This window comes from Bradyrhizobium sp. 1 (assembly GCF_023073315.1).
GTDB lineage: Bacteria > Pseudomonadota > Alphaproteobacteria > Rhizobiales > Xanthobacteraceae > Bradyrhizobium.
In genome coordinates this window covers 146,166-159,916 of sequence record NZ_JADPJH010000038.1, presented here as the reverse complement: position 1 = coordinate 159,916, position 13,751 = coordinate 146,166, and the positions used below count along the sequence as shown (strand labels likewise).

12 protein-coding genes are annotated in these 13,751 nt (G+C 64.4%); 9 read left to right on the top strand and 3 right to left on the bottom strand.

Features of this window, described 5'->3' with window-relative positions; genetic code table 11:
• Position 1: 1 nt before the first annotated feature.
• Together mobA and fdhD are read right to left on the bottom strand one after the other, a co-directional pair.
• Entirely contained in the window at positions 2–643 is a 642-nt protein-coding gene (mobA, locus tag IVB29_RS36650; protein ID WP_247508295.1) for a molybdenum cofactor guanylyltransferase MobA, read from the bottom strand.
• A complete protein-coding gene (fdhD, locus tag IVB29_RS36645; protein WP_247508294.1) occupies positions 624–1,514 on the bottom strand; it encodes a formate dehydrogenase accessory sulfurtransferase FdhD in 891 nt (296 codons plus the stop codon). The genes mobA and fdhD overlap by 20 nt, the downstream gene beginning before the upstream one ends.
• A gap of 208 nt (positions 1,515–1,722) precedes the next feature.
• On the opposite strand from fdhD, the gene mobB reads away from it, so the two are divergent.
• From mobB to ybaK, 8 genes are all read left to right on the top strand, one after another.
• The gene (gene mobB, locus IVB29_RS36640; protein WP_247508293.1) at positions 1,723–2,250 is read left to right on the top strand and encodes a molybdopterin-guanine dinucleotide biosynthesis protein B; all 528 of its coding nucleotides are present in this window, start codon (positions 1,723–1,725) and stop codon (positions 2,248–2,250) included.
• A 9-nt stretch (positions 2,251–2,259) separates the two neighbouring features.
• On the top strand, positions 2,260–3,516 hold the full coding sequence (gene glp / locus IVB29_RS36635) for a gephyrin-like molybdotransferase Glp (RefSeq protein ID WP_247508292.1): 1,257 nt from the start codon (positions 2,260–2,262) through the stop codon (positions 3,514–3,516).
• 44 nt (positions 3,517–3,560) lie between these two features.
• Positions 3,561–3,824, top strand: a complete 264-nt coding sequence (locus IVB29_RS36630; RefSeq protein WP_247508291.1) for a sulfurtransferase TusA family protein — start codon at positions 3,561–3,563, stop codon at positions 3,822–3,824.
• 320 nt (positions 3,825–4,144) lie between these two features.
• Positions 4,145–5,800, top strand: a complete 1,656-nt coding sequence (locus IVB29_RS36625; protein ID WP_247508290.1) for an OFA family MFS transporter — start codon at positions 4,145–4,147, stop codon at positions 5,798–5,800.
• 95 nt (positions 5,801–5,895) lie between these two features.
• Positions 5,896–6,177, top strand: coding sequence for a hypothetical protein (locus IVB29_RS36620; RefSeq protein WP_247508289.1), 282 nt, complete (start codon positions 5,896–5,898; stop codon positions 6,175–6,177).
• Positions 6,178–6,426: 249 nt separating this feature from the next.
• Positions 6,427–8,136 (top strand): NADH-ubiquinone oxidoreductase-F iron-sulfur binding region domain-containing protein, encoded by a 1,710-nt coding sequence (locus IVB29_RS36615; RefSeq protein WP_247508288.1) that lies wholly within the window; start codon positions 6,427–6,429, stop codon positions 8,134–8,136.
• Positions 8,133–10,901: a formate dehydrogenase subunit alpha gene (gene fdhF / locus IVB29_RS36610; protein WP_247508287.1), complete on the top strand. Its 2,769-nt coding sequence runs from the start codon at positions 8,133–8,135 to the stop codon at positions 10,899–10,901. Before IVB29_RS36615 ends, fdhF begins: the two co-directional genes overlap by 4 nt.
• A 113-nt stretch (positions 10,902–11,014) precedes the next feature.
• Positions 11,015–11,488 carry a Cys-tRNA(Pro) deacylase gene (gene ybaK, locus IVB29_RS36605; protein ID WP_247508286.1) on the top strand — a complete coding sequence of 158 codons (474 nt, stop codon included), beginning with the start codon at positions 11,015–11,017 and terminating at the stop codon, positions 11,486–11,488.
• A gap of 13 nt (positions 11,489–11,501) precedes the next feature.
• Here the strand turns inward: ybaK and IVB29_RS36600 are convergent, their stop codons facing one another.
• Entirely contained in the window at positions 11,502–12,185 is a 684-nt protein-coding gene (locus tag IVB29_RS36600; RefSeq protein WP_247508285.1) for a GntR family transcriptional regulator, read from the bottom strand.
• A gap of 151 nt (positions 12,186–12,336) precedes the next feature.
• On the opposite strand from IVB29_RS36600, the gene tcuA reads away from it, so the two are divergent.
• Complete coding sequence (tcuA, locus tag IVB29_RS36595; protein ID WP_247508284.1) at positions 12,337–13,728, top strand: FAD-dependent tricarballylate dehydrogenase TcuA; 1,392 nt, start codon at positions 12,337–12,339, stop codon at positions 13,726–13,728.
• Positions 13,729–13,751: the final 23 nt, after the last annotated feature.

Genomic DNA, 13,751 nt, shown 5'->3' with positions numbered 1-13,751 from the left:
ACTAAGCCGCATCATCCAGCGCCGCCAGCCGTTCGGCCTCGGCGATGTCCTCGACCGTGTTGGCGTTGAAGAACGGATCGAGCGGCTCGGCCGGCCACGTCACCGTCGCGAGCGGATAGCGCGCGGTCCAGCGGTCGATTTTGCGGAGATCCTCGACCACCAGCGCGTGACGCAGCTCGTCGCGCAAGGCCACGCGCCACAGCCCGATCACCGGATGCGACTGATCACCGGATGCGGCGACTGCGAGCTGCGCGTTCTCCCGCGCGCGCGCGTCATGCAAGCGTGCGACGAGATCGCGCGGCAAAAACGGGCAGTCGCCGGCGGCGCTGAGCACCCACTCCACTTTGGGCTGGTTCGCCGCGGTCCAGTCGAGCGCGGCCAAAATGCCGGCGAGCGGGCCGGGGAAGCCGGGCACGTCGTCGGCAACGACCTGCAAGCCGAATGCGGCGAAGCGCGCGGGATCACCGTTCGCATTGAGGATCAGCCCGCTGCATTGCGGCTTCAGACGCGCGATCACGCGCTCCAGAATGGTGCGGCCGCCGATGGTGCGCATCGGCTTGTCGCCGCCGCCCATGCGGCGGGCGAGACCGCCGGCGAGCAGTACGCCTTGCGTCGGAGGAATCTCAGTCGTCACCACTTTCACCCTTGCGCTTGTGCTTGGTCGATTCTTCCTCGACGTAAGCGAGGTTCTGATCGCGGACAATGCGTTCCTCGCCCGCGAGCACGATGAAGCGCTTGCCACGGGCGCGACCGACCAGCGTCAAGCCTACTTGTCGTGAGAGATCGACGCCCCAGGCGGTGAAGCCGGAGCGTGACACCAGGATCGGAATGCCCATGCGCACCGTCTTGATCACCATCTCCGAGGTGAGGCGTCCCGTGGTGTAGAGGATCTTGTCGGAGGGATCGACGCCGTGGCGGTACATCCAGCCGGCGATCTTGTCGACGGCGTTGTGGCGGCCGACATCCTCGGTGTAGCAGAGCGGCTCACCTTCCTTGCACAGCACGCAGCCATGGATCGCGCCGGCCTCGAGATACAGCGAGGGCATGGTGTTGATGGTCTGCGTCATTTGGTAGAGCCAGGACGTGCGCAGCTCCGCCTTCGGCAGCGCGACACTCTCGACGGCCTCCAGCAGATCGCCGAAGGCGGTGCCCTGCGCGCAGCCGGAGGTCTGCGTGCGCTTCTTCAGCTTGGCCTCGAAATTGGTGTGATGCTCGGTGCGCACGACGACCACCTGAAGGTCGTCGTCGTATTCGACCTCGGTGACCGCGTCATTATATTTCAGCATGTTCTGGTTCAGCAAATAGCCGAGCGCCAGATATTCCGGATAGTCGCCGATCGTCATCATGGTGACGATCTCCTGCGCATTCAAATAGAGCGTCAGCGGCCGCTCCATCGGCACCTTGATCTCGATCCTGGCGCCGGTCTGGTCGGTCCCGGTCACGCTCTGGGTCAGGCGCGCGTCGTCCGGGTTGGGGACGATCAGGGGCACCGGGGCTTTGTCGATCTTCATCATGGGTGCGACGTTAGCATGACATTCGGGTCAAGCCGATATAAGCATGGCGTGGAGAGAACGAAATGCCTCCGTTCGTCATTGCGAGCGCAGCGAAGCAATCCAGAATCTTTCCGCGGCGGCAGTCTGGATTGCTTCGCTACGCTCGCAATGACGGGGAGAGGCCGGTGGTTCCATCAGGCATTGAGTCGCTCGCGGAGACGGAGCTGAAATGAAAGTCATCGGCCTTGCAGGCTGGAGCGGTGCGGGCAAGACCACGCTGTTGACGCGGCTGATCCCGCATTTCAACGCGCGAGGCCTGCGCGTCTCCGTGATCAAGCATGCGCACCACCAGTTCGATGTCGACGTGCCCGGCAAGGATTCCTGGCGTCACCGCGAGGCGGGCGCGGCCGAGGTGCTGGTGGCGTCGTCAAACCGCTGGGCCCTGATGCATGAACTGCGCGGCGCGGCGGAGCCGCTTCTGCCGGAACTATTGAGCAAGCTCTCCGCGGTCGATCTCGTCGTGGTCGAAGGCTTCAAGCGCGAGCCGCATCGCAAGATCGAGGTGCATCGCGCCGCCAACAACAAGCCGCTGCTGTTTCCCGACGATCCCGGAATTGTCGGGATCGCGACGGACATCACTATTGAAACGCGGCTGCCGAGCGTCCATCTCGATGATGTCGAGGCTGCGGCGGCGCTGCTGCTGCGTGCGGCCATGCCGGTCGAGGAAGCGGTCGCGAAAAGCGCTGCGATGCGCTGACGAGGCACCATGGCGCAACTGTCGGACGATTGTTTTGCTTTCGGCGGACCGATGATGTCGGTCGACGAGGCCGTCGGCTTGATCACGACGCGCGTCAATGCGGTCGCCGATCTCGAAACGGTGGCGCTCGTCGATGCGGACGGGCGCGTGCTGGCGCGCGATATCGCGGCGCCGCTGCCGCTGCCACCGTTTACCAACTCCGCCGTCGACGGCTACGCCGTGCGCAGCGCCGACCTTCCGGCAAGCGCGGAACAAGCGTTGCCGCTCGATGGCCGCATCCAGGCCGGTGGTCTGGCGCAGACCCCAATCAAGCCCGGCCACACCGCGCGCATTTTTACGGGCGCGCCGATGCCGCCTGAGGCCGAGACGGTCTTCATGCAGGAAGATGTCCGTATCGATGATTCCGGCAGAATCGTGCTGCCGTCGGGGCTGAAGCCGGGGGCGAATGTCCGCCCCGCTGGCGAGGACATTCCGGAAGGGCACGTCGCGCTGCGCGCCGGCCAGCGCTTGCTGCCGCAGCATGTCGCGCTTGCCGCGGCGTTCGGTTTGACCCGGCTCGAAATGGTCAGGCGCATTCGCGTTGCGGTGTTCTCGACCGGCGACGAGCTGGCCTCGCCCGGCGAGCCGCGCGCGGCCTCGCAGCTGTTCGATTCCAACCGCTTCATGCTGATGGCGATGCTGCGCCGGCTCGGCTGCGAGGTCTCGGATCTCGGCATCCTGCGCGACGAGCGCAAGTCGCTCGCGGATGGTTTGAAGCAGGTTGCAGGTCACCACGACCTGATCCTCACCACTGGCGGTGTCTCGACAGGCGAGGAAGATCACGTCAAGGCGGCGGTCGAGAGCATCGGCTCGCTGGTGCTGTGGCGGATGGCGATCAAGCCTGGCCGTCCCGTGGCGATGGGCATCATCGACGGCACGCCGCTGATCGGCCTGCCCGGTAATCCCGTCGCGAGTTTTGTCACCTTCGTCCATGTGGTGCGGCCGACGGTGCTGGCGCTGGCGGGCGGTCTGCCCGAGCCGCTGTTGCCGATCCCGGTGCGCGCGGCATTCGCCTACAAGAAGAAGATCGGCCGCCGCGAATATGTTCGCGCCTCGCTGCGGCGCACGGAGGACGGCGCGCTGGAGGCCGTCAAGTTCCCGCGCGAAGGCGCCGGTCTGTTGTCGTCCTTGGTCGAGACCGATGGCCTCGTCGAGCTCGGCGAGGACATCATTCACGTCGAGCCGGGGCAGAGCGTAGGTTTCTTGTCCTATGCCGATCTGCTCTGAGCGCCTGCGTTGACGCCATCGCCTCACCTCGCCATGTTGCGCCCATGACCAGAACCACGCTCGATCTCACTGGGTTGAAATGCCCGTTGCCCGCCCTCAAGACGCGCAAGGCGCTGAAACCGCTGCAGCCGGGCGATCAGCTCGAAGTGCACTGCACTGATCCTTTGTCGGTAATTGACATTCCGAACCTGATCCGCGAGACGGGCGACGCGGTGGAGATCACCGAGCGCAACGAGGCGCGCATCGTGTTCTTGATAGAGAAAGTCGATGGTTCGATAGAGAAAGCCAATGGTGCGCTGCGCTCGTAGTGCCCGGTCACTCTGCCGATACCTACCTTTTGTCTATCGACATCAATCATGGCTTCTGCCCAAATTGACTTTCTCCGCGCAGACGCGGAGGTTGAGTCCTGTCTGCGATACGCGGATCAGCGGGCCACGCACGAAGCTTGCGCGATGTATCAGGCATAGAACCCCGCTCGAGGGGTTAACTTTTTCGGACGCGCGCGACGATCCTGACGCGTGTCGGATGATTGTGCAGAGCAGCAGGGACACAGGCTGCGCTGCAACGGGCTGAGGAATGGGATCGTAGCGGCAGGCTGTTCAGAAGGGCGGCTGCAGGGGAGGAATGCATGGCTACAGTTGAAAGCGCCGGAAGGCTGTCAGGCGCGGGCGCAGGATTTCTTGATCGCGAACACACGATCGCAACGGCCGGCTTCAATCGCTGGCTGGTGCCGCCGGCGGCGCTGTGCATCCATTTGTGCATCGGCATGGCCTACGGCTTCTCGGTGTTCTGGCTGCCGCTCTCGCGCGCGATCGGGTTGACCGCGCCGAAGGCTTGTCCCGACATGTCGCTGGTGCAGGAACTGTTCACCACCAGCTGCGACTGGAAGGTCGCCAGCATGGGGTGGATGTACACGTTGTTCTTCGTGCTGCTCGGGATCGCGGCTGCAGTTTGGGGCGGCTGGCTGGAGCGCGTCGGCCCGCGCAAGGCCGGCTTCGTCTCGGCGCTGTGCTGGTGCGGCGGTCTCTTCCTCGGCGCGATTGGAGTCTACACCCATCAGCTCTGGCTGTTGTGGCTGGGCTCGGGCGTGATCGGCGGCATCGGTCTCGGCCTTGGTTACATCTCGCCGGTGTCGACGCTAGTGAAATGGTTCCCGGATCGCCGCGGCATGGCGACCGGCATGGCCATCATGGGCTTTGGCGGCGGCGCCATGATCGGCGCGCCGCTTGCGAACCTACTGATGAACTACTTCAAGACCCCGAATTCGGTCGGCGTCTGGGAGACCTTCGTCGCGATGGGCGTCATCTACTTCGTGTTCATGATGATCGGCGCCTTCCGCTATCGCTTGCCGCCGCCCGGCTGGCAGCCCGAGGGCTGGACCCCGCCGGTCAAGGCCAATGCGATGATCTCCAAGAGCAACGTTCACCTGAACGACGCGCACAAGACGCCGCAATTCTGGCTGATCTGGTGGGTGCTCTGCCTGAACGTGTCCGCGGGTATCGGCGTGATCGGTATGGCGTCGCCAATGCTGCAGGAAATCTTCGGAGGCAAACTGATCGGCCTGCCGGACGTCGGCTTCAACGCGCTGGATGCCGGACAGAAGGCGCAGATCGCCGGCATTGCTGCGGGCTTCGCCGGACTGCTGTCGCTGTTCAACATCGGCGGCCGGTTCTTCTGGGCGTCGCTGTCGGACAAAATCGGCCGCAAGAACACCTACTATACGTTCTTCATCCTCGGCATCGTGCTCTACGCGCTGGCGCCGACCTTTGCGGCGATGGGCTCGAAGCTTCTCTTCGTGCTCGGCTTCGGCATCATCCTGTCGATGTATGGCGGCGGCTTCGCCACCGTGCCGGCCTATCTGGCCGACATGTTCGGAACGCAGTTCGTCGGCGCCATTCACGGCCGGCTGCTGACGGCATGGTCGACCGCGGGCATCATCGGCCCGGTCGTAGTCAACTACATCCGCGAGTTCCAGCTCGCGGCCGGCGTGCCGCGCGACCAGCTCTACAACACCACCATGTACATCCTCTGTGCGATGCTGATTGCGGGCCTGATCTGCAACTATCTGATCAAGCCGGTCGATTCGAAGTGGCACATGAAGGACGCCGATGTTGCCAAGCTGCAGGCGGCGAGCGCCACCGCTGCTGCCTCGGGGCCGCATGGCTCCTACGGCATCGGATTTGGCGGGCTCGACGGCAAGGCGGCGATGTTCTGGGCCTTCGTCGGCATCCCGCTGCTCTGGGGTGTCTGGAAGACGCTGGAGAGCGCGGTCAAGATTTTCTGATCGCAAACCCACACTCGCCGCGGGATGCTGAACGCCAGCGTCTCGCGGCGCATGCCTTTCAAAAATGATCAAGAATGGGATCTAGGGGGATTCTGATGCTTCGTACCCGTATCTGCCTTGCCGCCATGATGCTGGCCGCAAGCGTTCATATCGCGTCCGCGCAAACCGCGGCGGCGCCTGCCGCCACGGCACCTGCCGCGACGACCGAGGCCAAGCCGGGCAAGATCAAGCTCACGATGCAGAAGCTGAAGGACATGAAGGCGAAGTGGTCCGCCAACAAGCCCAAGCTCAAGACCTGCCGCGCCGATGTGAAGTCCAAGGGGCTGATCGGCGACGATCGCTGGTTCTACATTGAAGAGTGCATGAGCAAGACGTGAGGTCGGGTTCCCAGTGAGTTGGCGTATGGGGGGTGTGGCAGGGCGGCTGCCCGCCTCCTAAATCGTTATAGACACGTTCTAAATTTACTTGGCGTCTGGTATACCAGAGGCTAGAGTTGCACGGAATGAGACCTGATCCGCGGACGCGGGTGACGCGGTTCCTGACGGTCAGGCCTGGAAATAAGGGTGGATCGGGATGGCGATCGCGCCCTGAGGTCATCGCGGTTTTGAGGAGAACGCGACGTTTCCATGAGCAGCAACGACGACGTTCACAAGGTTCGCGAATTCGAACATCCCGGCCAGGGACGGAAGCGCGCAAAGGCTACGCCCAAGGGGCGGCAGGTCGATCCGACCGCCGCCCACGAGATCGGGCAATTGCTCGGCGACAAGCCGCGGCGGCGCGATCTGCTGATCGAATATCTGCACCTGATCCAGGACAGATATCACCAGATCTCGGCCGCGCATCTCGCCGCGCTCGCCGACGAGATGAAGCTCGCTTTCGCCGAAGTGTTCGAGACCGCGACCTTCTACGCGCATTTCGACATCGTGAAGGAAGGCGAGCCTGATGTCGCGCCGCTCACGATCCGCGTCTGCGATTCGCTCACTTGCGCGATGCTCGGCGGTGAAAAACTGCTCGCCGATTTGCTGAGCGCATCCGGACCCGGCATCCGCGTCGTGCGCGCGCCTTGCGTCGGCCGCTGCGATACCGCGCCTGCTGCGGAAGTCGGTCACAACTTCATCGACCACGCGACCGTCGCCAATGTGATGGCGGCAGCGAAGACCGGCGATACCCATGCGCATCTGCCAAAGTATATCGACTACGACGCCTATGTCGCCGATGGCGGCTACAAGCTGCTCAACCGCGTGCGCTCGGGCGAGCTGTCGAAGGACGATCTCCTGAAAGGGCTCGACGACGCCTCGCTGCGCGGCCTCGGCGGCGCCGGCTTCCCGACGGGACGCAAATGGCGCGCGGTGCTCGGCGAACCCGGCCCGCGGCTGATGGCGATCAACGGCGACGAGGGCGAGCCCGGCACGTTCAAGGACCGCGTCTATCTCGAAAGCGATCCGCATCGCTTCATCGAGGGCATGCTGATCGGCGCGCATGTGGTGCAGGCCTCCGACGTCTACATCTATCTACGTGACGAATATCCGGCGTCGCGCGAAATCCTCGAGCGCGAGCTTGCCAAGCTGCCCGCAGGCGGCCCGACGCTGCATATGCGCCGCGGCGCCGGCGCCTACATCTGCGGCGAGGAATCCTCGCTGCTCGAAAGCATCGAGGGCAAGCGCGGCTTGCCCCGGCACAAGCCGCCTTACCCGTTCCAGGTCGGCCTGTTCGGCTTGCCGACGCTGATCAACAATATCGAGACGCTGTGGTGGGTGCGGGACATCGTCGAGAAGGGCGCGGACTGGTGGAAGGGCAATGGCCGCCATGAGCGCCACGGCCTGCGCAGCTTCTCGGTCTCGGGCCGCGTGAAAAATCCCGGCATGAAGCTCGCGCCCGCCGGCATCACCGTGCGCGAATTGATCGACGAATATTGCGGCGGCGTGGCCGACGGTCACCAGTTCTATGCGTACCTGCCGGGCGGCGCGTCGGGCGGCATCCTGCCCGCGGCGATGGACGACATCCCGCTCGATTTCGGCACGCTGGAGAAATACGGCTGCTTCATTGGTTCTGCCGCGATCGTGATCCTGTCGCAAAAGGACAGCGTGCGTGCGGCTGCGTTGAACCTGATGAAGTTCTTCGAGGACGAGAGCTGCGGCCAGTGCACGCCGTGCCGCGTCGGAACCCAGAAGGCGGCGCAGCTGATGCAGAAGCCGGTCTGGAACCGTGCCTTGCTGGAAGAATTGAGCCAGGCGATGCGCGATGCCTCGATCTGCGGGCTTGGTCAGGCGGCATCGAACCCACTCTCCACCGTGATCAAATATTTCCCTGACGAGTTCAAGGAAGCGGCCGAATGACCAAGATTACGTTCGAGCTCGACGGCAAGCAGGTCGAAGCCAACGCCGGCGAGACGATCTGGCAAGTCGCAAAACGCGGGGGACGCGAAATCCCGCATCTGTGCTATTCGCCGGCGCCCGACTATCGCCCCGACGGCAATTGTCGCGCCTGCATGGTGGAGATCGAGGGCGAGCGCGTGCTCGCAGCATCCTGCAAGCGCACGCCGTCGGTCGGCATGAAGGTGAAGACCGAGTCGGCGCGTGCCGTGTCGGCGCAGAAGATGGTGATGGAGCTGCTGGTCGCCGACCAGCCGGCGCGCGAGACCAGCCACGATCCGGAGTCCAAATTCTGGCACTGGGCCGAGACGACCGGCGTCACCGAGAGCCGCTTCCCCGCCGCCGAGCGCTGGGAGACTGATGCCAGCCATCCGGCGATGCGCGTCAACCTCGACGCTTGCATCCAGTGCGGCCTTTGCGTGCGCGCCTGCCGCGAGGTCCAGGTCAACGACGTCATCGGCATGGCTTATCGCAGCCATGGCTCGAAAATCGTGTTCGACTTCGACGATCCCATGGGCGAGTCCACCTGCGTCGCCTGCGGCGAATGCGTGCAGGCCTGTCCGACCGGCGCCTTGATGCCGGCCGTGATGCTCGACGACCAGCAGACCCGCGTCACTTACGCGGACAAGAAGGTCGATTCGCTCTGCCCGTTCTGCGGCGTCGGCTGCCAGGTCACCTACGAGGTCAAGGACGAGAAGGTGATCTATGCGGAAGGCCGCGACGGCCCCGCCAATCACAACCGTCTTTGCGTCAAGGGCCGCTTCGGCTTCGACTACATCCACCATCCGCATCGCCTGACCAAGCCGCTGGTGCGGCTGCCGAATGCGAAGAAGGACTCCAACGATCAGGTCGATCCGGCCAATCCCTTCACGCACTTCCGCGAAGCGAGCTGGGACGAAGCACTCGACATCGCCGCCAAGGGCCTCGTCAAGATCCGCGACACCAATGGCGTGAAGGCGCTGGCCGGCTTCGGTTCGGCGAAGGGCTCGAACGAAGAGGCCTATCTATTCCAGAAGCTGGTGCGCACCGGCTTCGGCTCCAACAATGTCGATCACTGCACCCGTCTGTGCCACGCCTCCTCGGTCGCGGCGCTATTCGAAGGTTTGAGCTCGGGCGCGGTGTCGGCGCCGTTCTCGGCTGCGATGGATGCCGAGGTCATCATCGTGATCGGCGCCAACCCGACCGTGAACCATCCGGTGGCGGCAACCTTTATCAAGAACGCGGTCAAGCAGAACAACGCAAAGCTGTTCGTGATGGATCCGCGCCGGCAGACGCTGTCGCGTCATGCGACGAAGCACTTGCAGTTCAAGCCGGGCTCCGACGTCGCCATGCTGAACGCGATGATCAACACGATCATCACCGAGGGGCTGACCGACGACCAGTACATCGCCGGCTACACCGAGGGCTTTGAGGATCTCAAGGAGAAGATCAAGGAGTTCACGCCGGAGAAGATGGAGCCGATCTGCGGCGTCCCGGCGCAGACCTTGCGCGAGGTCGCGCGCACCTATGCGCGGGCAAAATCGTCGATCATCTTCTGGGGCATGGGCATCAGCCAGCACGTCCACGGCACCGACAATGCGCGCTGCCTGATCGCGCTGGCGCTGATCACCGGCCAGGTCGGCCGTCCCGGCACCGGTCTGCATCCGCTGCGCGGCCAGAACAATGTGCAGGGCGCCTCCGATGCCGGCCTGATCCCGATGTTCCTGCCGGACTATCAGCCGGTCGGCCGCGACGATTTGCGCGGGGCTTTCGAAAAGATGTGGGACCAGGATCTCGATCCCGTGCGCGGCCTGACCGTGGTCGAGATCATGAATGCGATCCATGCCGGCGAGATCAAGGGCATGTATATCGAGGGCGAGAACCCCGCGATGTCCGACCCCGATTTGCAGCATGCGCGCCAGGCGCTGGCGATGCTCGATCATCTTGTGGTGCAGGATCTCTTTGTCACCGAGACCGCGTTCCACGCCGACGTGATCCTGCCGGCTTCGGCTTTTGCCGAGAAGGATGGCTCCTTCACCAACACCGATCGCCGCGTGCAGCTCGCGCGCCAGGTGATCAAGCCGCCGGGCGATGCGCGGCAGGATCTCTGGATCATTCAGGAGATCGGCAAGCGCATGGGCCTGCCGTGGAATTATTCCGGCCCGGGCGAGGTCTACACTGAAATGGCGGAGCTGATGCCGTCGCTCAAGAACATCAGCTGGGAACGGCTGGTGCGCGAAGGCGCCGTCACTTACCCGGCCGACGCTCCCGACAAGCCCGGCAACGAGATCATCTTCACCACGGGCTTCCCGACCGCGAGCGGCCGCGGCAAGATCGTGCCGGCCCACGTCATCCCGCCGGACGAGATCCCCGACGCCGAATATCCGATGGTGCTCTCGACCGGCCGCGTGCTCGAGCACTGGCACACCGGCTCGATGACCCGCCGCGCCCAGGTTCTCGACCAGATCGAGCCGGAGGCGGTCGCGTTCATGTCGCCAAAGGACATGCACAGGAAGAAGCTCGCACCCGGCGATTTCATTCGCCTCGAGACCCGCCGCGGTGCGGTCGAGGTCAAGGTTCGCTCCGACCGCGACGTGCCGGAGAATATGGTGTTCATGCCGTTCTGCTATGCGGAAGCGGCGGCGAACCTTTTGACCAACCCGGCGCTGGATCCGTTCGGCAAGATCCCGGAGTTCAAGTTCTGCGCTGCGAGGGCCGAGCGCGCCGAGATGCGGGACGCGGCGGAGTAGGGCCGGCTCCATCGTCATTGCGAGCGAAGCGAGCAATCCAGGCTGTTTCCGCGGAAAGACTCTGGATTGCTTCGTCGCTTCGCTCCTCGCAATGACGGTGGTACATATCGCCCATGTCCAAAGTCACTCCCGCCACGCGCGCGCTTGAAGCCGCCGGTGTTGCCTTCACCATCCGCACCTATGACTACGATCCTGACGCCGGGAGCATCGGGCTCCAGGCCGCCGCCGCACTCGGCGAAGACCCCGCGCGCGTCTTGAAGACGCTGATGGCGCTGGTCGACGGCAAGCCGGTCTGCGTGATCGTGCCGTCCGACCAGGAAGTCTCGATGAAGAAGCTCGCCGCTGCAGCCGGCGGCAAGTCCGCTCAGATGATGAAGCCGCCGGAGGCCGAGCGCGTCACCGGCTACAAGGTCGGGGGCATCAGCCCGTTCGGGCAGCGCAAGCAGGTCGGCACCGTGATCGAGCAGAGCGCGCTCGCGCATGGCCATGTGTATGTCAATGGCGGCCAGCGCGGATTGCAGGTGCGGCTCAGGCCGACCGATGTACGGGATGTGTTGAAGGCGGTTGCCGCGGAATTGGTCGCCTGATCGCCGCGCTCTGCTACTGCTTCTGCAAAAGTTTTAGCCGGCAGCGCAGCGCTTCGCGAATATGCACGCGCGCGAGCTGCTCGGCCTTGTCGCCGTCGCGCGCGGCGATGGCGTCGATGATGGCCTGGTGCTCGGCGTGGCTGGTCGAGGGGCGGCCGGTTACGGTGAAGGTGGTCGGGCCGAGCAGGGCGATCCAGTCCTGCAATTCGCGCGAGGCATTGTCGAGATAGCGGTTTCGCGCGGCGCGGCAGATCGCCTCGTGGAAGGCGCGGTTGAGCTTCGCCATCTCGGAAGCGTCGGTCGCGGGCGCCTCGACGAAGGCCTGCTCGATATCTCTGAGTGCGTCGACCTCGGGCGCCGAGGCGTGCCCGGCGGCGAGGCGCGCGGCGGCGCCTTCCATGATCTCGCGCATGGCGTAGAGCTCGAGCACCTCTGAGATGTCGAGGTCGCGCACGATCAGGCCGCGGCCACCGGCGGGCTCGACGAAGCCGCGCGCCGCGAGGCGCCCGAGAGCTTCGCGAACCGGCGTCCGACTGACCTTCAGCCGCTGTGCGACCTCTTCTTCACGGAGACGGTCGCCGGCGCGGTAGCTGCCGGCCTGGAGGGCCTCGCAGAGCGAGCGGAACACTGCTTCGCCCAGTGCAACACCCGCGCCACGCGCGATTGATCCACCTGTCTTTGCCGGGCGTCTGGCCATGGTCCCTCAATGCGCATCCTGCCCATGCAGAGATGCCGCTTGCACGGGCATTGTATATCTTTGTATACAAAAGTACGCAATGGCCATGTGGGGTTGACCGGGGCCGTTGGCGAGAAGAATGTCTCTAACTTCGTCGCATCGGGCAGACGGCATGAGCAGCAAATACGACGTGCTGGTGATCGGGGGCGGCAACGCGGCGTTGTGCGCGGCGATCAGCGCCCGGCGCGGCGGTGCCTCGGTGCTCGTGCTCGAAGGCGCGCCGAAATTCTATCGCGGCGGCAACACCCGCCACACTCGCAACATGCGCTGCGCCCATGACGCCGCCACCGAAATCCTCACCGGCCCCTACACCGAAGAGGAGTTCTGGGAGGATCTGCTGCGCGTCACCGGGGGGCAGACCGACGAGGTGCTCGCCCGCCACATGATCCGCGAATCCAAGGACATCTTGAACTGGATCGTGGAGCAGGGCGTACGCTGGCAACCCTCGCTCGGCGGCACGCTGAGCCTCGGCCGCACCAACTCCTTCTTCCTCGGCGGCGGCCGCGCGATGCTGAACGCGCTCTATCTCACCGCTGAGAATCTTGGCGTCGAGGTCGAATACGACGCCGAGGTCACCGACCTCGTGATCGAGGACGGCATGTTCCTCGCCGCGCGCCTCAAGCGGCCGATCAATGGCGAGACCGAGATCCGCGCGACGTCGCTGGTTGCCGCGGCCGGCGGGTTCGAGGCCAACATCGAATGGCTGAAGCAATATTGGGGCGAGGCGGCGGATAACTTCCTGATCCGCGGCACGCCCTATAATCGTGGCTCGATCCTGAAGATGCTGCTCGCCAAGGGTGTCCAGGAGGTCGGCGATCCCACCCAGTGCCACGCGGTGGCGATCGATGCGCGGGCGCCGAAATTCGACGGCGGCATCATCACCCGCCATGACTCCGTCGTGTTCGGCATCGTCGTCAACAAGCATTCACAGCGCTTCTATGACGAGGGCGAGGATATCTGGCCGAAGCGCTACGCGATCTGGGGCCGGCTGGTGGCAGCGCAGCCCGACCAGATCGCCTACATCATCTTCGATTCCACCGTCGTCACGAGTTTTATGCCGACGCTGTTTCCGCCGATTGCCGGGCAGACGATTGCCGAACTCGCCGGCAAGCTCGAGCTCGATCCGGCTGCCCTGGAGAGAACCCTCACCGAGTTCAACGCGGCGGTGCAGCCCGGCACCTTCGATCACACCATTCTGGACGACTGCCGCACCGAAGGCATCACGCCGCAGAAGACTCATTGGGCACGCCGCATCGAGACGCCGCCTTATCTTGCCTATCCGGTGCGGCCCGGCATTACCTTCACCTATCTCGGCACGCGCGTGAACAAGGAAGCGCGGCTGCTGATGGCGGACGGCAAGTCCTCGGCCAACATGTTTGCGGCCGGCGAGATCATGGCCGGCAACGTGCTCGGCAAGGGTTATGCCGCCGGCATGGGCATGACCATCGGCAGCGTGTTCGGACGCATCGCGGGGCGGGAAGCGGCACGCCACGCCAAGAATTAGAATCAAGAACCAGAATGAAGAAA